Consider the following 22,606-nt stretch of genomic DNA (forward strand, 5'->3'; position numbering starts at 1 on the left):
ATGATCAGTCCGTCAAGTTATTTAGATCAAAGGGAAATCGCCGAAGTTGCACACACACGTTCGCGCAAAATGATAACAATGCGCAGCCAAGTGGCGCTTCGATTTGCTGTACCCGCTGACAAAAGGCGAAGATTGCAAAACTACGTAAATTTTTCAAAGGCTGGCAGAATGTCAACTGCCGCACTGTTTCTTTGTCTTGCTTTCAAAGTTCAGCAAAATCATAGATAAGGCCGCCATATCGAGAAACCCTTCAAATCCAGCCTCTTTTCGAAGCCTTTCGGCTTCGACCTGGTCTCCTTTTGCACCAGCCATGACAATGGCAAAAACTTCCTCATCAAGATCGGTTTTGGCCAGTTCGTATTGACATGTACAATACCCCTTCGAGCTTGCCCCCATTTTTAGGCAAAAATCAACAAATGCAGACTTGTCTCGGTCTCCCCAACACCCGGCAAGCACTAGAGCCACAGATGGGATGGCCGTAAACCTAACGATCTTCATAGTTATCCTCGCTTGTCCAAGCGTTTTTAAATCCAAAGTCTCAGTTCTCATAAACAACGGCTTCTGCACAGTCTTCTTCGCCGATGCGACAGCTTATGTCCGTTAAGTGAACCTCGAATGAGGCTTCGCAAGCTTGTTTCGGGAACTCCACAAACAAGGTGCTTTTCCCGCTGGGCAGGTCGACATAGCGCACATGGTCGGATCTTGAGTAGGCGTTACGCGGACCACCTGTCCATTTATCCTTGAATATATCGTACTTAGGTTCCTGTGCCGCCAGAGGGTCCATTACAGTGACCTCAAAGCCCAGGTGGTGAATGATTTCTGAATTGCCGTTTTCCAGCTCAAATCGCACAGCGCAATTCTCGAGGCTCATACCAAATAAAGAGCTGCTGCTTTTCACCGAACCAATATGGCGCAACGAGATTTCTTTGGGCTTGCAGGCCGCCAAAAAAATGAATGAAAAGAGTACGGCGAAACCGATTTTTGTCCGAACGCCAAACACTTGGCACAGGCTCCTGTTCCTATAGCTGTCCACTATGTTGCTCCTTGATGCTACTGCCTGAAGCAGTGCCCTAGAAACCGGGAACTATCGGTATGCAAGTTCCAAAATCCTGGCGCTGTACTGTTTTGGCAGGGCAGGGCTGCATTTAGCGCGTCATGTTTGACAACACGCCTTTTGAGCGGATTTGGCTAAAGATGACGAATATCGGTACAATGATACCAATCGCGGCGACATACTGTAAAAATGTGAACCAAATTCCAAAGCCTACAGTTGATCGCCGAACGTTGATAAAGCCAGCCCCGGCAACCAGCGCAACAGTAGCAATCTTCAGAACCAATGCATTTGTAGGATCATAAGTTTCGGAGTTCGGGTTGCTCATCAAAGCGCCAAACAACAATGTTCCAAGGCTGAGGACAACCAAAACAAATGTCCAATTAAAAACCATGTTGAAGCCGTAGATTTCCCTGGCTTTTTTGGCTTGGTTCATCAGTATGAAAATTGAGCCCAATACAAAGGCAATAACCAATAACACATTAAAAGCTTCCATGAAGCTTGGTCTCCTTTCGATTTGTTACGCGAAACCTTGCACTTAGGTGCCGCCACGCATTGGATTGAATGCTGGTATTAAAATCGCGCAATCGACAAAGTCGAAGAATATAGGAATTTCCCTAGGTTGGTGCGAAACCTCTTAGTCTTCGCATCGGAGCCGTTGTCCAAGACAAGCCACTGGTAGCACGACGTTTTACCGATTTGCTTCGGCTTACAAGGGTGAGGTCTGGATTGTGAGCCGCGGTTGGAATCCCGTGGCGAAGACCTCAGAACAATTAGGATCGAATTCACGAACTCAACGGTATAATCAAGATTATGTTGAATATGGTGCGGGTGGAGGGACTTGAACCCCCACGCCTTGCGGCGCCAGAACCTAAATCTGGTGCGTCTACCAATTTCGCCACACCCGCAACCAAGCGCCGCAGCGCCAGACTGGGGCGCTGATAACAAAGCTTGCGTCCGAGTGCGAGAGGTAAATTGGGCTAAACGTGAACTTTGTTGCCTTGATTGAAGCACGCCTGTCGCTCTGATTTGGAGCACAAGCAAAACAAGGTCGATTTGAACCCCCAACAAAACGACTTGAACTAAGTTCACGGGAACTTCTGGTCGCCTTGAGCCGTTTCTTCCATCCTTATTCTTCGCGGGATCCATTCGAAAGCTCCAGTTTTTCGCCATCCTCGCTGACGCGTTTACGTTGAGCGATCAAAGAAAGTGTTTCCTTCTTTGGCTTCAACGGTGAGGCGTAATTCGTCCTTGCGAGGCGGACAAATTGCCCTCAACACAGTTCCCGAACAGCATTATATCCACATTACTGAATATTAATCAGAACTTTAGCAATCCACTTGCCACACACCATACTCAAAGACTCTACATAGTTGCCGACAGCAGGCACGGTAAGCGAAGAAAATTGCTATGCTCGCATGGGTTGAGGCATTCTTATGCGAGGCTCGCCATGAAGCCGCCACATTTCAACCGCCAAAAAATCTTATTCGCGTCAAAATAAGACCGCCTTGAAGGGTCTTCTTGTGTGACAGGAGTTAATGAGTCTTTTTCGCCACTTTGGCATCGGTACGAGTCTTCTGCTCAACTCCAGTACAAGGTTTTCTATTGTGACCGATCTAAACCCTACCGTTGCCGCCGAGCAAGACGCTGTCTTCTTCGCTCGCGAGAGTTTTCTTGGTGAACTCAAGACACTGAACCGAGATCATCCCAATACGGGCTTTGGTATTTCGCTGCGCACCCACTCGGGTGAACACTATCTTTTGGCGAATGCCAGAATGCCTTTGCCTGCCGCGAAATCACACGGATTTCCCACTGGACGTCGTGTCGCGTGCCTTGAGAACGGCGATCGTTTCAGCTCGATCGAAGTCTTGGCGGACTCCAAAGCTTACGAAACCATTTCTCCGCGTGCCGAGGCCGAGATTTTGAGCAATGCCCTGGATTTGATCGCACGCATCGACACTCTGACAAGTATCCCTGCGGGTCGCGTGCCGCACGAACCCCAGATTGCTGCTACGGGAACCGGAGGTTAAGCATGGCGCGCAACGATCACCTTTTGTCTGTCGGCAACGAAGCACTGGCACCGATGACCTCTGCCATGACGTCGCTGACGGCGCAGATCGATCAACTGACTGAGGTGGCTGATGCGCGCTCCTCGGCACGTCTGGCGACCCTCAAGACGCGGATGGAAAATTTCACCGCCAGCATCACAATGGTGGGCCAGGTCAAAGCAGGCAAATCATCCATTGTGAATATTCTGGCCGGGCGCCCTGCCCTGCTGCCGTCGGACGTCAACCCGTGGACATCTGTGGTCACGACCCTGAACATCAACACACGCCCGCCAGGCGACACCAAAGCCAAGTTCACATTCTTTGAGCAGGAGGAATGGGACAACCTGATGGTCGGCGGCGGTCGTTTAGGCGAACTAGCGAACCGGGCTGGTGCAGATGACGAAATGGATGACATCCGCCGTCAGATTGGCGAGATGAAAGCCAAATCAGAAGAACGCCTTGGCAAGCATTTTGACCTGATCCTGGGTCAGAGCCATCAGTACGATCACTTCGACGAAGAACTGATCCAACGCTATGTGTGCCTGGGCGACGAAGATGATCCGGATATTGATCCGAAAACCGGTCGATTTGCCGACGTCACAAAATCGGCTGAGCTTTACATGGATATTCCGCAATATCCCATCGCGCTGAAGCTGTGTGACACACCGGGTGTCAACGATACATTCATGGTGCGCGAACAGATCACGCTGCGCAGTCTGCGCGGGTCTGAGGTTTGTGTAGTCGTCCTTGCTGCAAGCCAGGCGCTGACCACAATGGACATGGCTTTGATGCGCATTATTGCGCAGTTCGAAAATCGACAGATTGTTCTGTTCGTCAACCGGATTGACGAGCTTTCTGATCCCGTCAACCAAGTTCCAGAAATCCGCGATCGTATTCAGGATACACTGAAGCAAAACAATATCGACACCAATACAAGCGTGGTGTTTGGCAGTGCTTTGTGGGCCGAGGCAGCCTTGACCGGAAACCCGGACATTCTGACCGAAGAGTCGCGCGAAGCGCTGAACACATTCTACTTGGCCGCAGGTTTCGGTGATCAAGCTGCATCGTTGGACAAGATTTGGGCCCTGTCCGGCCTGCCCGATCTGCTTTTGGCTATCAATGAGCGTATTGCCGAAGGCGCAGGAACACGGCTGATGGACCGTGTGCGTCACCGTGCACGCAATATCGCAAGCCAAATCCGAGCTACAGCAGTCGCGAAAAACCTGTCCGAAGGTGAAGGTGTTACCAGAGACCTGGACGGCGTGTCACCAGAAGACGCAATCAACACCGTGTCGGCGGAATATGAAAAGAAAGCGGCAGAACTGACAAATGCCCTGCGCGACAAAGTGCTGGAACGTTTGAACTCGGCTGAATCCAGCTTTGTCAAACGCGCAACAGACTCTTTGATCGCCCATCTTGAGAAAAACGGTGAACAAGGTACGTGGCAATACGACCCTGCGGGATTGCGGACGCTGCAAAAGGCAGCCTATTTCAGCTTTGCCCGCGCGATGCGCAAAGACGCCGGGGCGCTATATGCCACCGCAGCTGCGGATGTCGAAGCGTTGTATCACAAGATTCTGGGCAATCATCTGGGTGAATTCAGCATCGAAGCACCCATCGTACCCCGTGTTCCACCTCCGCTGGGCATTGGCCGGACCATCGCGCTGGATTTGCAAAGCACTTGGTGGCGTCGATGGTGGCAAAGACGCAAAGGGTTCGAGGCTTATGCTGCAGACTACACACGTCTGATCGCGTCCGAAGCCAACTCAATCACCAAGGACATTGAAGAAAACCAGATTGCCGCGGTGCTTGAAAACGTCCGCGCGACTCTGACGGACTTCATGCGCGAGCAGAAAGAAACACTGCTGAGCATTTCGGCATCGGCTGACAAAAATGCAGGCCAAACTGCAGCGGCGATGGCGGGTTTGCAGCCTCAGAAATCCAAAGATGAGATTCTGGGTGACATCCTAAAAGATCTAAGCAACGAAGCGGCATAAGTAGAAAAATGGCAAAAGATTCACAAACACGCTTTGTTTCACCGAAGGCATGGGAACGTATCGAGCATTGGTCCCGCCGCAAGCCGGTTTTTGCCCTGATGGGCGAATTCAGCGCCGGCAAGTCCACGTTGATGAACTTTCTGCTGCGAACGCAGACCTTGCCGACGCAGGTCACCGCGACCCAATTGCCTCCGGTTTGGTTCAGCTGGGGCAATCGCGCTCCTTACGTCAAACGTCACGACGGAAGCATTGAAGTCATTGAGCTGGACGACCTTGAGAGCGTTGGCGTCAACGATGCACAGTTCATACGTGTCTTTCTTGAAGCCGACATTCTTGAGGCGGTCGACCTGATCGACACCCCCGGTATTTCGGATCCAAAAATCTCAACCGATGTTTGGCAACGCGCCGTCGGCCAGGCTAATGGTGTTTTGTGGTGCACCCATGCGACCCAAGCCTGGCGCGAGACCGAGCGTGCGACTTGGGTTTCCTTGCCCGAACGCCTACAGCACAACTCGTTGCTTTTGATCACACGGGCGGATGCGCTGAATATCAAAGACCGTCAAAAAGTTCTGCGCCGCGTGAACCGTGAAGCGGGCCACTTGTTCAATCGGTCCATTCTGTTTTCTGCGCGCGATGCGATCGTCGCCCGCGACAAAACCGGTGACGCCGAAATGTGGTCGCGTAGCGGCGGCGGAAAGATGATCGACAGCTTCCTTGAGATCACAGAGCAGATCATGGAAAACCGCGCCGATCAACTGGCCCGGTATCAGATCGACAAGAGTCAATCGGATGCGCCGAAAGTGCAACCCGTGCGGCCAGCGGGGAAATCTGACAGCGAGGTACAGTCAGAAGCCGCACCGTTGCGGTTGGTCAACCCAGTGGACTCGGAAGCTCAGTCAGAACAGGATGATGCTGCGGTCGTTACAAGCTTTCCCGTTCGTCCCGCCAGAGTGGAACGACGCACGGACGAAGCCGAACGCGTGCGTATAAACGCGGAAGAGGCTGAGCGTTTGCGGGCTGAAATGGTCTCGGAACCCGAGCCGCCGACGCTGGAAGAACCAGATACAAGCGATGATCTACGTGCCTTTTTCAAGGACACATCGAATGATCCTTTGGAACTGACCAGTGTGGCCGGGTTGGATGACACCGTCGATGAATTCGACTTGTCAGGCGGTACCGATTTCGACGATGAAACAGACGATCTTCTTGACGAGGACACCGACATCGAAGACGTCAGCGCTGCGGCTGACGAGGAAGATACATCTGAGGATGTTCTGGCTTCGTTGAACACAACCTTGCAAAACGAGACCGTTGATGAGGACGCCTCGGTTGCTCACATCCGAGACGTCGACGAACCTGAAGATCGTGGGATTGAAGTATCGGTTTCGTCTATTGCAGCTTTGATGGCGGCTCAGCCCGGAAACAATGCCGACGACTATGAACCGGAGCCCGAAACCAGCGGGCTGATTGAAGCTGCATTGCCGGATCAGGTGGACGCGAATATTGCAGTGCTTGGGGAATTGCCGGAAGTCGCGGTTGGCTCACCCCTGAGCGCATCGGACATGTGGCGTGAGATTGCGAACAGCGCGGATCTGCCCAAGGATGCAGATGGGCTCAGAAACGTGTTCCAAGCGTTTTTGGCAGAGTTCGACCAAATCGCGATCGAACACAGCGAAAAGCAGACAAAGGACGCATTGCGGCCCATTCCGAAAGCCAAAGAGAACAGCGCAGCAGAGTGGCACGTATTGTAATGAAAGCCGAATCGATCTAACTGAAACACTTTAATAAAAACAAGGACTTAAATGTCTATTCAGGACGCCTTGAGCACAGCGATCGAATCAATACCCGACTGCATCGCAGCCGGGTATATCGATATGGAAACCGGGATGTTGCTGGGCAGTTGCATTTCGGAGCCAAACAGCACGGAATCTCTGGATACGTTGGCAATCGCTGTGGCCAACCTGTTTCAAGGGCGCGGTGTGGCTGCGTTCGAGGCGCTTTTGCGTCAGGCCGGGGTCGAAGAGTCGGAAAACGCAGGGTTTGGGGAAATCGCAGTGTTTTCAAAAGATCGCCTTAATATTTTCCTGCGGACCAAGGAATATCCTGATCACGTGGTCTGCTATATCTGCCGCAACAGCGCAAATGTCGGGTTGGCGCTTACAAAATCACATCTCAGTCTGGGGCCGGTCGCGGCCGCAGTTTGAACGGGACCAGAGGGGGTCACGGTATGATGGACACTGACATTCTGGACATGCTCGAAGACATCGGGCGGTCCTCGGTTGCGCGGCTGTCACCAGCGGTAACGATCGCGGGCGAGTCCGCTGCAGCGAGGCGTAGCGCTGTTTTGCATGCTATTCGTGGTACTGTTCTACCTCGTCGGCTGGAATTCACGGCTTCTAATGGCGCGTGTCTGGCCATCGAAGTGAACAGTTCACGTGTCACAGATGTTTTCCAGGTGCCGACTGGACCGAAGCCTGACTTCGAAACCGAAGGGCGCGGTGAGTTGGTCGAAAAACTGGCTCAACTTGTGTCTGACATCGCGAACGCCCCTGCCCCGCTTGAAATGATGTCCGGCAAGCCGGATTCAGATCTTGAGGCAGACGACGTTGGCTTGACTTACAGTGAAATCGAAGGGGCCTGCGCGGCCATCGAATTGTCTGCTGAACCGATTGTTTCGGTGGTGCCGGATGTGAAGATGCTCACGGAGGACGAACCTCTGCCAGCTCAGATGGAAGATACAGAAACACTTCTGGCACAAAAGTTTTTTGACGGTGCCAGGCGTTTTGCATCTGGCCGTGTTTTGATCGACAGTGTGGAAAAAACCGCCCTGTCCTGTGCGGACTCTTGTCAGCCTTCCGAAGATGTGCATCCCGACCAGAACGTCGTAGCTCGTTTTGCTGTGGATCTTGCAGGCTGGGATAACGACACTCGGGACGAGTTTGACGGCCCCCACCTTATCGTCATGCGCCCATCTGGAGGTAAGGGTGCTGGAATTGCTGCGCTCAGCGACAGCGGGCAGATCGCCGTTGCTATCCACGACGCGCGCAAACTGGGGGCAGTCGTCAATCTTTGGACGTCTTTACAGGGGGAAAAGGGATGACTTCCCCCCGAGCATTCAAATTTTCGATTAATTCAATCCGATTTTGTGTGACCAAGGTAGTAAGTAATGAGTGAAACACATCGCCGCGAGCTTATTCGCATCGCAGAAGACATGAACGAAACCAGCAATGATGAAACGCGCCATTTCATTTCGCGTATCATCGGAGATCTGGGAAGTCTGAAGCCGTCAATCGCCTTTGTCGGTCAGATCAAGGCTGGTAAATCCCGTCTGATCAACGGGTTCACCGGGCAGGCGGAGTACCTGCCATCGGACGTCAATCCATGGACCACCGTGATCACCGATATGCATTTCGGGCATCCATCCGGTCGCACCGATGGGGCTGAATTTCATTTCTTCGACAACCACCAATGGCAATCCCTGATCGCCGAAGGTGAAGAACTGCGTAACATGTTCCCCGATGACGAGGACAGCTATAAGCGCGAGATGATTGAAGAACAGGTCGAGGCCATGAAGACCCGGGCCCGTCTGCGCCTGGGTGACAGCTATGAGCAGTTGTTGGGGCAACACCACGATCTGGATGAACTGAACTCAGACGACCTGGCGCGTTACGTCTGCGCCGGCGATGATCCTGCTGAGGATGGCAGCGTTGACCCCGGCAGTGATCGCGGACTTTACAGTGACATCACCCGGAAGGCCGAAGTCTATTTTGACATCGGGCATTTCCCGTTTCCCTTATCTGTAACGGATACTCCGGGGGTCAATGACCCCCTGCTGATCCGTGAAGAGATTTCGCGCCAATACCTCAAGGAATCTGATTTCTTTGTGGTGGTTCTGTCCGCACATCAGGCTTTGTCGCGCGCAGACCTGAAACTATTCCGTCTTATGCAGGCTTTGGAGCTTGGCCAGATTGTTGTGTTCATCAACCGAGTTGATGAATTGGGCGACGGCCCCGAGGATGCGGCCAAGGTCCGTTTTGATGTTCTGGACGGGTTGGAAAAAGCGCTCGGCAATTCTGATATCGATGTGCTGATGGGCAGTGCTCAATGGGCGCACTATGCTTTGACCGGCGATGAGACCGGTGTGAACCATGATCATGTTCTGGCGTGGCTGCGGGCGCATCCGGAACAGATGAAACAATACCTAAACGGCGTGGCCGAAATTAAACAAGGCCCAGGTCCGATCAGTCGAGAGGCTGTATTGCGCTTTGCAGCAATGATCGCCTCTGGTCTGCCTGATCTGCGCCGGCACGTCACCAAAGCCCTCACTGACGGGCCAATTGACGAACAGCTTCGTATGGCATGGCAACACCTTGACAGTTTCGCAAGGGGCGAGCTTGAGCGATCACGGGTTCATTTGCGTGCGTTGAAGGACGAAAACAGCTCGGGTACGCGCAACACTGAAGACAGTGACAAGACGCTTGGCGAATTGCGCAAGTTGGTTGCCGATAAGACCCAGGACATCACGCGTGACATGGATGATGTCCTGTCCAATCTGCGTGGTGTGATGGATGACACGGTTGCTGAATCCGTCTCGGCCGTGGTGCGTGGACCAAATGGTCAATCACCTCTGCTGGCCAAGGGGGGCGCAACTGAGCTGAACTTTACCCCGTTGCGCGAACACATGCGGGAACTGGTGCAAGGTGCATCGCAAGTGGTCCGCCAGCGTATGCTGAGCGAACTCTATGCGATCGACATGCAATGCAACGCAGCTTTACGCGCATTGCCGGGTTGGCAGGAGCCCGTCGACAATCGCATGAACACCAGCGCAGTTCGCTGGTTCAGACCAGATACCACTGCCCTCACCCGTGGAATTACGGTTGAATTGCGTGTAAACTGGTTGTCGCGCCTGATCTCGCGCAACAGTGTCGTTACGCGGGCAGAACGAATGATTGTGCAAGAGTTCGAACTGATCGGAGACGATTTGATCGACACCACACGAGACAACTTGCTGGAACGGCTGAACACAGTTTTGGATCACTATGTCGCGCTGTTGGCGGGTCATTTTGAACACCGTTCTGGTGCCGGTGAATTGAATGCTCAGGCCGAAGCACAAGCTGCATTCGACAGAGCACGCCGAATTGCTTCGGATCTGGAGAGCGTCTTTGGAACTGGCAATGCGGACGAACGACAAGCAGAGGCTGCGGAATGATTGAATTTCCCGGAACCGAACAGGAAGTGCACCAGCTGGAGCGCTTTCTGACCGCGACTGAAAAACTGTCGTCGGACGAGACTTTGGAGGATATGCGCGCAAGGGCTCTGGCCCACGCTGAACGGCTGTCCAACGCGGTCAATATCGGGTTTGCCGGGGAATTTGGTGCGGGCAAGTCGAGCCTCGCAAACATGCTGGCCGGTGCAGATATTCTGCCCACCGGTCCGCAACATCTGAAACTGCCGCTGGTGATTGTAGCTTACGCCGAAACGCCTGAAACAACTGTAGGCTGGTGGAACAAAGAGCCGAAGACATATTCCGGTATCGCCCTTGAAAAAGCGGCGGCGGACGAGCCTGATTTCATCTCGGTGGGGATCAATACGCCTGCGCTTAAGGAAATTTCCCTGTTTGATCTTCCTGGTTCGGGTGCTTTGGACGACACCTACAAAAATACGCTGGATCTGCTGAAATTTGTCGACTGCGCCATCTGGTGCACAAACGGTACAAACGCGTGGCGCGAGACTGAGCGCCACCTGTGGTCGAAAGTGCCACCTGAACTACGCTCGAATAGCCTGCTTGCAGTAACACACGCAGACTTGCCGCCGGTACAGGGTTCACTGGACCGCGTTTTGGCTCGTCTTAACAAGGAAAAGGAAGGGATGTTCCGCGAGGTCGTTCCGATTGGCACTCCGGTGGCGGTCAAGGCAATGGCTCAAGAGCCGGAACCCGACTTCGCACTTTGGGAAACTTGCGGAGGACAGAACCTTGCCGAACAAGTTCTGGACGTAGCTTCGAACCGGCGTCGCAATGACCTGGAGGCCGCTCAGAAAGACTTGCAGGATGAATTCCTGCCGTATCTTAAAGAGCTACAGGGACCCGAACCGGAACCGGCTCTTTCGGATACTTCAACAATGCAATCCGCATTAGGCTCCGCCCTGCCCCCCTTGAACAACCCCATTCTTGAAGACTGGCTGGCCGCGATTGCAAGCATTTACGAAGATCTGCGCGAGTCCTCGGATATTGAGCCCGCCGCCTTCTTGCAAAGCTGTCAGGAGATTGTCGAAGACTTTGCGGAACGGCTGGAGCAAGGCGGCGAAATTGACCCTGAAGCGGATTGGATTCCTGCCGAGTTTGAAAAGGCAACCGACTTGCTTTTGTTGTTGCAGTTCGAAAGCGGCGATGCACCATTAAAGGATGCAATCAGCATACTTGCACAGTTGGGAGACAACCTGGCATGGGCCGGCAGCACGGTTGCCGCAGCTCAGTCCAAAACCGGAACCTGATAATCTCCCGTTAAGATTGAGCGCATTTCAGCGATTCGAAGGGCCGAGGAATCGGTCCTTTATTGTTTCGAGTTCGTAGACCAACCGGCTAAATTTGGGGTGTACGTTTTCAATGCCGTCGCCCCATTTATCAATATATAGATATTTTGACACCCAAATAACTATATATGCTATAGATCGAAAAACGATCCATAGTGAAGCCATCAGGCGGCCCCAATAAAGTCAAATTTGAAACGTCTAACCGTTCTTAAGTGTCCTGCGGTTGTTTTTGGTTGTGAGTTCGTGGGCAGTTGGCCCTGTTAGATTTAGCCGCAAAACGAGTAGAACGGGCGGATTGAAATGAGCCACAACCAGGCTGTCGGTGCGACGCACGACGAACCAAAAATTGAAGGATTGCAACCGGGCGCAAAATTGCTGCGCGGTCAGTATGAGATCCTCCGCTTTCTAAGCAACGGGGGATTTGGGATCACCTATCTAGCGCGCGACAGCCTGGAGCGCGACGTGGTGATCAAAGAGTGTTTCCCTGGTGCTTTGTGTCGGCGCAACGGTGATCTGGTCGAGCCAAACGACCCCTCTTACAAAGAAGACCTGCGCGCGATCATTGACCTGTTTATTCAGGAAGCCCGCAATCACGCACGCCTTGTGCATCCCAACATCGTCGATGTGCATCAGGTGTTTGAAGACAATGACACCGCATACATCGCGATGGATCTGATACGCGGCTGCGATCTGCTGGATTATGTTGAAAACCCGGAAAACGATGCAGGCCCCGATTTCATCGTGCAAGTCACGGAGAAGATGCTGTCTGCGGTTTCGTTCATCCACCAAAGCGGCATGTTGCACCGCGACATTTCACCGGACAACATCCTGATCGATGAGAACAGCGATCCGGTCCTGATCGACTTTGGCGCGGCGCGGGAGCAGGCTGCAAACAAATCCGCGGCTTTGCTCACCCTTCGTGTCATCAAAGACGGGTATTCTCCGCACGAATTCTATGTACGGGGCGCCGAGCAGGGGCCGAGCAGCGACCTGTATGTACTGGCTGCAACGCTGTACCATGCCATCAGTGGTGAACGCCCGGTCGATGGCCAGAGCCGCTTGAACGCCTTTAACAACGGACAGGACGATCCCTATTCCCCCCTTGCGGGTCGTTTCGAAGGGTATCCCGACGGATTCCTTGAAGCGATTGACAAGGCGATGGAAGTTCACACGACAGATCGCTTGCAGACAGCGCTGGATTGGTTGCGCATGTTCCGCGGCCCGGGTGTTATGTTTGATACCTTTGCCTATCGCCCGGTCTCGGTGATCGTGGGCATGGACCGGAAAGACAAAGAAGAAGAAAAGGCGCGGATCAAGGCGGAAAGTGAAAACGCCGAAGCCGTCGTGACTGCGCTGCTGGCTGGAAACTCCGATATCGTTGTTGGCAACGACGACAAGAAGAATGAGGATCTGGCAAAACTCACCGTGAAAGAAGAAACGCCTGTCGCTGTCGATACTGTGGTTCAAAGCGGTTCTGGCGGCAGCGGCAAACTGATCGCTGGTGTGGCAGTGGTTGCGGTTGCTCTGGCGGCTGGTGGATATTTTGCGATGTCTGGTGATAAGCCTGAAGCACAGGTTGAGGCACCTGTTGCGCAAGCTGCTGAAGAAGCGCAGGCAACCGAAGCTGCAACGCCAGCAAGTGAGGTCACCAGCACAATAACGGAAGAGCCCGAAGCTGAAACCGCAGCAGTGCCAGAGCCAGAAACTGCACCTCTAGCAGAAGAGCCTGTCGAGCAGGCACAAGCCGAGACTGCGGAGACAGTTGTCACAGAAACAGCGCCCGCAACCCCTGACACGTCGGAAACTGAGGCTCAGGTCGCTACCGTCGCAGTGGCGGAACCAGAGGTCGCTGCATCTGGTGCTACTCCAGCGGAACAGCAGGTATCTTTTGCCCATTGGGATGTAGAAATTCCTTTCCAGACGTCTCGCCGTCGCGGTTCGACCGGGCCTACCATCGCTGTGACCGGCCTCAACCCAAATCAGGACATGAGTGTGATTGGCGATTGGGTGCAGCGCGGCGCGGTGATCTTTACATTGAATGGAAAGCCCGTCCGCGAGGACGCCACTTTTGCGGCTCAGGTATTGGACAAGTTGAGCATCGACCCTGACGGCTATACCCGTGTGGCCGCCCGCTATCGTCCGCTTGGACAAACCCGGGCACAAAATGGGCTGCTTGCCCTGCCAGTGGTGCGCTCGGTCGGGCTCGAGAACGGTTACACCTTTACCGTCAGCAGTTCGGATGATGAGGGCTGGAAAACTGTGGTGGAATCAGTTCCGTCCGACGCCGCAGGCGGCCTGCAAAGAGGTGACGTCCTGCTGAGCGAAAGCCAATCCCGCATGAACCTGGATGGATCGGAAAGCCTGGACGCGATGCTCTTAGAGCTGGTCGCTGAGGGTCAGCCGGAAGCTAATCTAACCGTCCTGCGCAATGGTGCAGAAGCCGCTGCAACCATGCAGCTTGCACAGGAGTGATCTGACCGGTTCGTTTGTGATCTGCCAGCGTGTGTTTGCTGAGGGTGGCAGCCAGTTTTGTCACCCCGGCGGGGACCGGCCCGCCGCAGAGAGTACCAGTTCCCTTGAGTACCCGATGAGTGTCTCCGCGCTTGCGTGTGCGGGATAAGTAGCAGCCTACGGCACAGGAAATTCGTGCCGCCAAATCAAAGGTGTCGACACCATGTTCAAATACAAAAGCCCTCTGAGCCGGCTTCTAGAAGGTGCCGGCAAATCCAAAGAAGAAGATACTTCGGAAACCACAGACGCGGTAGAAACCCCTGCAGCTGAAGGCGAAAAACAAGAGCCCATTGCGGACTTTAACGCTCTACGGGCGGCGCTGGCTGGTGGGAACATGACGTCCGAGTCCTACGAGGAAACGGATGAACTGATCCCCGAAGAGAAAATGCCCGAATTCGACGAGGCCGAGGCCGAGGTCGCTGAAAACGTCGAACAGTCCATTTCCGCCGAAGACACGGCAAGCGAGGATGACGCACCGGAAGAAATCCTGACCGCTGAAATCGCTGAAGAAGAGGAAGTGGTCGAAGACGAACAGATCATCACCTTGCATATCGCCGAAGACCCGGCGATGACCCCTGTAGAAGTGACCTCAGCAAGCACTATGGTTGAAACGGTGGAACCGGAAGCTGAGGAAGCCGCGCAAGAGGTGGTTACCGAAGCTGCAGAGGCCCCGGTGCAAGAGCCGGAACAGACCGTTGAACCGGTTGCTGAGGCAGCCCAGCCTACGCCCCCTGCCGCTGCCCCTGCTCCGACGGAAGACCGCCGTTCGCGCGTCAAAACAACCTTCCTGGGTTTTGAGCGTGCAGATACGCACGTGCAAGAGTTGATCGAAACCTCGGAACCCGTCGCCAAGACTGAAGCCGCACAAGAGACCTTCCCCGTTGGCTGGCTGGTCGTTACGTCCGGGCCCGGTCGCGGTGCCAGCATCACATTGACCGAAGGCCTGATGCAGATTGGTCGAAATGATGACCAGGCAATCCAACTCGACTTTGGCGATACCGGTATCTCTCGTTCGAACCATGCCGTCATTGCCTATGACCCTGAAGATCGAAAGTGTTACCTGGGTCATGGCGGCAAGGCCAACCTTGTTCGTTTGAACGGCAAGCCCGTGTTGAGCACCGTGGCCTTGTCCAGCGGTGATTTGATCCGTATCAGCGAAACCTCCATCCGATTTACAGCCTTCTGCGACGAAGGTTTTGATTGGCGGGATTCCTGATAGATGCTGGCAACTCCGGCATATGATGTTGCGCTGATCCTGAACCAGGGTCAGCGAGAGACGCAGGAAGACGCCATCGCGGCGCGCATGTTCGACGCGTCAGATGCGGGCTATGTCGTGATTGCCGATGGTATGGGCGGTCACGACGCCGGTGAAGTCGCGTCAGAGATGGTGATTTCAGCTTGGCGTGACGCGTTGGACGCAGAACTTGAGGCCGAAACGCTGAACGAAGGATCCGCGATTGATGCCCTTCCATTGGCGGCCATGCAGGCAAATGCAGCGATCGCCAACCATAACGAGGCGCAGGGACAGGGCTTTAACATGGGCTCGACCTTGTTGGGTGTCTTGCTTATGGGACAACGCGTTTTCTGGATTTCCATCGGGGACAGCCCTTTGTTTCTGTTCCGCGACAACACGTTGACGCAGATCAATGAAGATCACTCAATGGCGCCCGTGATCGATGCGAAACTAAGCGCGGGAGAGATCACAGAGGCTGACGCGCGGGATTTGGACCGAAACCAACTGACTTCCGTGATCATGGGCGGCGCTATTCCCAAAGTGGATTGCCCCGAACATCCCATGCAGGTCACATCAACGGATATTCTGATCCTTGGCAGTGATGGCCTGCAGTATCTCAGCGACGCCGAAATTCAATCGGTTCTGTGCAAGCACCAACACTCTCTGGCTCAGGATATCGCCGAGGCGTTGCTGTTGGCGGTTCAGGCCAAAGACGATCCGGATCAGGACAATCTGTCCATCGCTGTCGCGAAATTCACAAGAACATAATCAGGCAAAGCAACAGGACCCATGAAAAAGCACCTCATCATATCCAGCCTTGCTTTTGCTGCCGCCACCGGCGCAGCGTCAGCGCAAGAGGCTTGTACCAGCTACGAAATCCAACGTGGTGACAGCCTCAGAGAATTGGCGATTGAAGTTTATTCTACCGAAGACTTCCGCATTATCTTCGACGCCAACCGTGACGTCATTGGGTCGAATCCAAACATAATCCGTGTTGGCGATGTACTGGAGTTGCCGTGTCTGGAAGATGTCGGCCGAGCTCCGGCCCTTGCCGATACCGAAGCAGAACGTCTTGCTGCGGAAATGGCAGCAGAGCTGGTGAAAGCCGCCGAGGAACGCGCCGCAAAAGCTGTGGCTGAGGCCGAAGCCCGTGTGGCAGCAGCCGAAGCAGAAGCAAAGAAAGCCAGTGAAGCGGCAGTCGTCGAAGCCCGAGCCGCGGCCAAAGAAGAAATTGAGGCCGCCCGATCAGAAGCCGCTGCGTTGATCCGGAATGCCGACGCAGGAGAGCGTCCGGAAATTCGGGACCGGCAGCTTTTGTTGATCACCGGCGGGAACTATGCCCCCTTTACTGACGAGGCGCTGCCAAACCGTGGGTTGTATACCAACCTTGTAGAAACGGCCATGCTGCGCGCTGCACCGGAACAGTCCTACAAGATCCAGTTTGTGAACGACTGGTCATCTCATCTGGATCTGTTGATGCCAACGCTAGCATTTGACGGAACCTTCCCTTGGTCGCGCCCGAATTGCGAAGAGCCAGAAGCTCTGTCCGAAAGCGATCGCTCGCGCTGTGAAACCTATAACTTCTCGAACCCGTTCTACGAAGTTGTGGACACCTTCTTTGCCTTCGAAGGCTCGGGGTATGAAGAGGCGCTGAGCTATGCCGACTTTGCAGGCACAACGATTTGCCGTCCCGAAGGTTGGTCGACCTCTCACATGGATGCTGTCAGCCTTTACGAGCCGATCGTCACTTTGTTGCGCCCGGTTTCGCCGGACGATTGCTTTCACGCGGTGATCGAAGGCCGCGCGGACATTGTCGCAATCGAAGCCCATCTGGCGGTCGAAGCAATCCAACGCCTGGGATACGAACACCGCATCATCGAAAACCCCAACCTAGCGGCGATTAAGTCGCTTAACGTCATGACCCACAAAGATAATCCTGATGGGGAGGCGATCCTTGAGACGCTTAATCAGGGTCTGGCAATCATGCAGCAATCCGGAGAGTGGCGCGACATCGTGTCGACCGCTCTGCGGCATCAAATGGAAAATGGATAAGGCCCCAACTGGCCTGACAAAACTAAAGTCTGGAGGACGTGGACATGTTTGAATTCAACCTTAAAAAAGTAGCCCTGTCGGCCACCGCCGTTACAGCACTGACTGCTGGTGCAGCCGCAGCGCAGGAAGCTTGTACCAACTACACCGTTCAGGACGGCGACACGATGGCGACTATCGCAATCGCAGCCTATGGCACCTCGAACTATCAGCCGATCTTCAACGCGAACCGCAACGAGATCATCAACCCGAACGCTCTGGAGCCGGGCCTGGTACTGGCGCTGCCTTGCGAAGACGGGAGCCTGCCAAACGGCCGAACTGCTCAGGAAATCATCGCAGAAGAAGAAGAGCGCGCGGCGAGTGTCAAGCGTTCCAACGTCTATGCGCCTCCCATCAAGATGGTTGCCGGTAACGGCTGGGAGCCGTTTACAACCGAGAACCTTAGCGGTGGCGGCATCATGACTCGTCTGGCGACGACCAGCCTTCAGCGCGCGGGTAACCAACGCGATTATTCGGTCAGTTTCGTTGATGACTGGAGCTCGCACCTTGATACCCTGTTGCCACTTGGTGCGTTTGACATCTCCATCGCTTGGACTATCCCAGATTGTACGAACCGCACATACGAATGGTCAGCTGAAACAACCGCGCGCTGTACCCAGTTTGTTGCTTCGGTTCCAGTTTACGACATCGTTGGTGGCTTCTTCACCCTGCCAGAAAGCCAGTATGCTAACGCTACGGATTTCAAGGATTTTGAAGGATCCACCATCTGTCGGATGGCAGGTTGGAGCATGGTTGTCCTGGAAGAAGTCGGCTTGAACCGTGAGAATACAACTGTTGTCCAGCCGAATTCCGCGCGTGAATGCCTGGATGCGGTTTTGACCGGCACGGCCGATGTGGCCGCGTTCGAGGTTGATCTATTCGCATCCACAATGAACGACATGGGTTTGACCTCGTCTGACATCATTGAAAACCCCTATGTTTCGACGCTGTCATCGATGAGTTTCCTTGCGCATCGTACAAACCCGTTCGCGCGTGAGTATATTGCGATGATGAACAAAGGCCTGAACGAAATGCGCGAGTCCGGTGAATGGTACGCGATTATTTCAGACTCGCTACGTGAACAAAATGCAAAACTGAACGCAGCTTCGAACTGATCCCTCGGTTCAGCTGAAACTACGGGCCGGTCTTTGAACCGGCCCTTTTTTCTTTCAGGAAGCGTCCAATTTCTTCGGAAGACAAATTTTGGCCGTTTATCTGCTGCATAACCGCCTCATAGGCACAGCATTCTGAGCCTGAAGCGCAATCATCATTCCCCTTGCGGGACCGCAAAAGCATGAGTGACGCATGATACAAGGTGCCTTGGATCTTAGGAAAAAATCGGTCACGCCTGTGAACAGGCCGGACCTGGATATTGCCGTGATCTTACCGTGCTACAATGAAGCGATTGCCATTGGTGAAACCGTAAAACAGTTTCGTGCCGCCCTGCCTGATGCAGTCATTTACGTATTTGACAACAATTCCACAGACGACTCGGTCAAGATCGCGGAAGAGGCTGGTGCGCTGGTCTTCTCTGAGCCTTATCAGGGCAAAGGCAACGTTGTGCGCAGAATGTTTGCCGATGTAGATGCTGATGTCTACGTCATGGCGGACGGAGATGCGACGTATGACAGCTCGGCTGCTCCGGACTTAATCAACCTGTTGGTTTCGCAGAACCTGGACATGGTCAATGGCGCGCGCGTGAATGATCAAACGGATGCTTACCGTCGCGGGCACAAATTCGGGAACGCCCTGTTCAGCGGGCTCGTGAAGTTCTTTTTCAAGAGCAAAATCAACGATCTGCTGTCCGGCTATCGGGTTTTTAGCAGGCGTTTTGTCAAAAGCTTTCCGGCAGTATCGAACGGGTTTGAGATTGAAACTGAACTCACCGTGCACGCGATGCAGATGCGTATGCCGATTGGCGAAGTGGAAACCCGCTACTTTTCACGACTGCCGGATTCGAACTCCAAACTGGCCACTTTTTCGGATGGTTGGCGCATTTTGAAGATGATCGGCCTTCTGATCAAAGACGAAAAACCCATCTCGTTTTTCCTGTCCTTGGCCGCGTTGGCTTTCTTACCTTCGCTGTTGGTCTTTATTTCGGTTTTCCGCGAGTTTCTGGATACAGGGCTGGTTGACCGGATTCCATCACTGGTTGTTGCCGTATCGGGGTTTGTTGCTTCGATGCTGTCGATAGTCTGCGCACTTATCCTGCAATCTCTTGCCCTTGCGCGGCGAGAGGCGCGCCGCATGTCCTACCTTCAATATGAAGGTGTCGCGGCCTCAGGGGTGAACCGGATGCGAACTTCCTTTGCAAAGGCCAAGTCACGCAAATTCGCCTGACGGGCATCGTATTTTCAAAAATTGGTTTACTGCACCCAACAGCGTTTGCGTGCTCTGTATCTCCGTGTTGGTTGTTACGGACTTTTCCCGATCTCGGGCTTCAAAAAGCAAAATGACCAGCACCCCAAATGCTGGTCATTTTCTGAGTGAGTGATATAGCCCTAAGGCCTCACCAGTGAAATTCTCTGTTACCACACGTTTAACGTAGTGTGATGGTCGCAGCTATTGGGGGAATCCCGTAGGTCAGTGCAGTTTCACTCCATCGTATTGAAAAGATTTTCTAATTTTATTCCACCCGTGTTCTCGGACTCCTGTGAGTTTCAAACGAGCACCCGAGACCTAGAGAAAGTTCCAAATTTTTGTGACACCATAACTTTGGGCTGACCGACCCCAAAAAAAATAGGGGCCGCACTGTGTGCTGACCCCTGGTGGCATACATGGCAAATGCCTAAGCACCTGCTGTTATTTTGATTAGCCGATAATCGCGTTCAGTGTTGCGCTGGGGCGCATCACAGCGGCCGTCTTGCCCGGGTCTGTGTGATAGTACCCTCCCAGATCCGCAGCAGCACCCTGAGCAGCAGCCAGTTCAGACAGAATTTGCTCTTCCTTCCCTGCCAGTTCGTCTGCTAAGGGCGCGAATTCGGCTGCGAGTTCGCCGTCATCGGATTGGGCTGCCAAAGCTTCTGCCCAGTAGCGTGCGAACCAATAGTGGCTGTCGCGGTTGTCCGGCTGACCCACTTTGCGGCTTGGTGAGCGATTGTTGTCCAGAATGCCCTGCGTTGCAGCTTCGGCAGCAGCACCCAGAACACCTGCCTTGGCGTTGCCTTTGCTGTCAGCAAGGAAGTTCAGAGATTCACCAAGCGCACAGAACTCACCCATCGAGTCCCAGCGCAGGTGGTTTTCCTCAACCAACTGCTGCACATGCTTCGGAGCGGACCCTCCTGCCCCGGTTTCAAACAATCCGCCGCCATTCATCAGTTTCACAATCGACAGCATCTTGGCCGAAGTGCCCAGCTCGAGGATCGGGAACAGGTCGGTCAGATAGTCCCGCAGCACGTTGCCGGTGATGGCAATCGAGTCGTTGCCAGCCGTGATGGTTTCCAGCGATTGACGGGTGGCTTCGCGCGGGGCCATGATCAGGAACTTGTCGGCAACGCCAGCGGCCTCGAGCGCCGGTTTGACGTATTTGATCAGTTCGGCATCATGGGCGCGGTTTGCGTCCAGCCAGAAAATCGCCTCGGACCCGGTCAGGCGCTGACGGTCCATCGCCAGTTGGATCCAGTTCTCGATCGGTGCTTTCTTGACGGTGCAAGACCGCCAGATATCACCGGCCTCGACCTCGTGGCTATGCAACGTTTCACCATTCGCAAGAACGATGCGGATCGTACCATCGGCAGGGGCTTGGAACGTGGTCGGGTGCGAGCCATATTCTTCGGCCTTCTGTGCCATCAGGCCGACGTTAGCGACTGCACCTGCGGTCGCTGGGTTTAACGCACCGTTGGCTTTGAAGAACTTGATGGTTTCGTCATAGACCGGCGCGTAGCAGCGGTCAGGGATCACACAATTGGTGTCACCCTTGGCGCCTGTCTCATCCCAACCCTTGCCGCCTGCACGGATCACGGCAGGCATAGAGGCGTCGATGATTACGTCTGAGGGCACGTGCAGGTTGGTGATACCACGATCCGAGTCGACCATGTACATCGACGGACGATCACCTTTGATCGCATTGATGGCGGCCATGATATCGGCGTTGTCTTTCACACGATCCAACAAGTCACCCAGGCCCGAGTTCGGGTTCACACCCAGTGCGTCCAATTCGGCACCGAATTGCTCAAACACCGGGGCCAGCCACGCTTTGACGGCATAGCCGAAGATGATCGGGTCGCTGACCTTCATCATCGTCGCCTTCATGTGCAGCGAGAACATGGTGCCGTCTTTCTTGGTGTCCTCGATAGCGTCGGCCAGGAAAGACGACAAAGCCTTGACCGACATGAAGGTAGCGTCGGCCACAGTGCCTTCTTCCAGCGGCCAGACGTCTTTCAGAACGGTGACGCTGCCGTCTTTGCCGACAAACTCGATCTTGGCGTCACCGGCCTGAGCAGCGGAAATGGTTGCGGATTTTTCATTGGCATAAAAGTCATTGCCGGTCATGGACGACACTTTGGTTTTGCTGTCCGAGACCCACTCACCCATAGAATGGGGATTCTTTTGGGCATAGTTCTTTACGGCACGAGCGGCGCGGCGGTCGCTGTTGCCCTCACGAAGAACTGGGTTCACAGCGGAACCCTTGATCGCGTCATACCGAGCGCGAATTGCTTTTTCTTCGTCCGTGGAAGGTTCTTCCGGGTAAGCGGGGATGTCATATCCCTGCGACTGAAGCTCTTCGATGGCGGCAACCAACTGTGGGACCGAGGCCGAGATATTCGGCAGCTTGATGACATTGGCGTCCGGTGTTTTTACCAGATCCCCCAAAGCGGCCAGATCGTCGGTGATGCGCTGCGCATCTGTCAACTTCTCGGGGAAGGTTGCCAGAATGCGCCCAGCCAGTGAAATGTCCTTGGTTCCAACGCTGACGCCCGCTGCAGATGCGAACTTGCGGATGATGGGCAGGAACGAGGCGCTGGCCAGCTCGGGCGCTTCGTCTACAATGGTATACAATATGTCGAAGTTCGATTTATCTGCCATATTCTTTTACCTTTTTTAAGCCTTTCGGGGCGTGCGATCTAAGAGTTAAGGGCCGCAATAGCGCGGCGCGGGAGGGGCGCGACCACGATACCGCCCCTGGGTGACTCTGTTTTGACAGGGC

Annotated in this window: 17 protein-coding genes and 1 tRNA gene; 13 read left to right on the forward strand and 5 right to left on the reverse strand. The window is 54.2% G+C overall.

Annotation, left to right across the window (positions count from 1 at the left end; genetic code table 11):
• Positions 1-171: 171 nt before the first annotated feature.
• The 4 genes from GOV90_RS10415 to GOV90_RS10430 all read right to left on the reverse strand — a co-directional run bounded on the left by GOV90_RS10415 (position 172) and on the right by GOV90_RS10430 (position 1,959).
• The gene (locus GOV90_RS10415) at positions 172-549 is read right to left on the reverse strand and encodes a hypothetical protein (protein ID WP_171094722.1); all 378 of its coding nucleotides are present in this window, start codon (positions 547-549) and stop codon (positions 172-174) included.
• Complete coding sequence (locus GOV90_RS10420; RefSeq protein WP_171094724.1) at positions 539-1,000, reverse strand: hypothetical protein; 462 nt, start codon at positions 998-1,000, stop codon at positions 539-541. The genes GOV90_RS10415 and GOV90_RS10420 overlap by 11 nt, the downstream gene beginning before the upstream one ends.
• A gap of 145 nt (positions 1,001-1,145) precedes the next feature.
• Positions 1,146-1,547 (reverse strand): hypothetical protein, encoded by a 402-nt coding sequence (locus GOV90_RS10425; RefSeq protein WP_171094725.1) that lies wholly within the window; start codon positions 1,545-1,547, stop codon positions 1,146-1,148.
• Between the two features lie 327 nt (positions 1,548-1,874).
• Positions 1,875-1,959, reverse strand: a tRNA-Leu gene (locus GOV90_RS10430).
• A gap of 699 nt (positions 1,960-2,658) precedes the next feature.
• Here GOV90_RS10430 and GOV90_RS10435 point away from each other — a divergent pair.
• The 13 genes from GOV90_RS10435 (at position 2,659) to GOV90_RS10495 (ending at position 19,800) form a co-directional block, all read left to right on the forward strand.
• Positions 2,659-3,081 carry a hypothetical protein gene (locus GOV90_RS10435; RefSeq protein WP_171094728.1) on the forward strand — a complete coding sequence of 141 codons (423 nt, stop codon included), beginning with the start codon at positions 2,659-2,661 and terminating at the stop codon, positions 3,079-3,081.
• Between the two features lie 2 nt (positions 3,082-3,083).
• Entirely contained in the window at positions 3,084-5,096 is a 2,013-nt protein-coding gene (locus tag GOV90_RS10440; protein WP_171094730.1) for a dynamin family protein, read from the forward strand.
• A gap of 8 nt (positions 5,097-5,104) precedes the next feature.
• Positions 5,105-6,847, forward strand: coding sequence for a dynamin family protein (locus GOV90_RS10445; RefSeq protein ID WP_171094732.1), 1,743 nt, complete (start codon positions 5,105-5,107; stop codon positions 6,845-6,847).
• 51 nt (positions 6,848-6,898) lie between these two features.
• Positions 6,899-7,300, forward strand: coding sequence for a hypothetical protein (locus GOV90_RS10450; RefSeq protein ID WP_171094734.1), 402 nt, complete (start codon positions 6,899-6,901; stop codon positions 7,298-7,300).
• Between the two features lie 23 nt (positions 7,301-7,323).
• Positions 7,324-8,196, forward strand: a complete 873-nt coding sequence (locus tag GOV90_RS10455; protein ID WP_171094736.1) for a hypothetical protein — start codon at positions 7,324-7,326, stop codon at positions 8,194-8,196.
• Positions 8,197-8,262: 66 nt separating this feature from the next.
• A complete protein-coding gene (locus tag GOV90_RS10460; protein WP_171172844.1) occupies positions 8,263-10,305 on the forward strand; it encodes a dynamin family protein in 2,043 nt (680 codons plus the stop codon).
• Entirely contained in the window at positions 10,302-11,588 is a 1,287-nt protein-coding gene (locus tag GOV90_RS10465) for a dynamin family protein (RefSeq protein ID WP_171094740.1), read from the forward strand. Before GOV90_RS10460 ends, GOV90_RS10465 begins: the two co-directional genes overlap by 4 nt.
• Before the next feature lie 339 nt (positions 11,589-11,927).
• Positions 11,928-14,099, forward strand: a complete 2,172-nt coding sequence (locus tag GOV90_RS10470; RefSeq protein WP_171094742.1) for a serine/threonine-protein kinase — start codon at positions 11,928-11,930, stop codon at positions 14,097-14,099.
• Positions 14,100-14,301: 202 nt separating this feature from the next.
• On the forward strand, positions 14,302-15,354 hold the full coding sequence (locus GOV90_RS10475; RefSeq protein ID WP_171172845.1) for an FHA domain-containing protein: 1,053 nt from the start codon (positions 14,302-14,304) through the stop codon (positions 15,352-15,354).
• 3 nt (positions 15,355-15,357) lie between these two features.
• Positions 15,358-16,140 carry a PP2C family serine/threonine-protein phosphatase gene (locus GOV90_RS10480; RefSeq protein ID WP_171094746.1) on the forward strand — a complete coding sequence of 261 codons (783 nt, stop codon included), beginning with the start codon at positions 15,358-15,360 and terminating at the stop codon, positions 16,138-16,140.
• Positions 16,141-16,161: 21 nt separating this feature from the next.
• Positions 16,162-17,424 (forward strand): transporter substrate-binding domain-containing protein, encoded by a 1,263-nt coding sequence (locus GOV90_RS10485; RefSeq protein ID WP_171094748.1) that lies wholly within the window; start codon positions 16,162-16,164, stop codon positions 17,422-17,424.
• Between the two features lie 44 nt (positions 17,425-17,468).
• Positions 17,469-18,575: a transporter substrate-binding domain-containing protein gene (locus GOV90_RS10490; protein ID WP_171094749.1), complete on the forward strand. Its 1,107-nt coding sequence runs from the start codon at positions 17,469-17,471 to the stop codon at positions 18,573-18,575.
• A gap of 190 nt (positions 18,576-18,765) precedes the next feature.
• The gene (locus GOV90_RS10495) at positions 18,766-19,800 is read left to right on the forward strand and encodes a glycosyltransferase family 2 protein (protein WP_171094751.1); all 1,035 of its coding nucleotides are present in this window, start codon (positions 18,766-18,768) and stop codon (positions 19,798-19,800) included.
• Positions 19,801-20,271: 471 nt separating this feature from the next.
• Here GOV90_RS10495 and GOV90_RS10500 read toward each other — a convergent pair whose 3' ends face one another.
• On the reverse strand, positions 20,272-22,485 hold the full coding sequence (locus GOV90_RS10500) for an NADP-dependent isocitrate dehydrogenase (RefSeq protein WP_171094753.1): 2,214 nt from the start codon (positions 22,483-22,485) through the stop codon (positions 20,272-20,274).
• Positions 22,486-22,606 lie beyond the last annotated feature (121 nt).

Source organism: Ruegeria sp. HKCCA5929, assembly GCF_013034525.1.
Classification (GTDB): Bacteria; Pseudomonadota; Alphaproteobacteria; order Rhodobacterales; family Rhodobacteraceae; genus Ruegeria.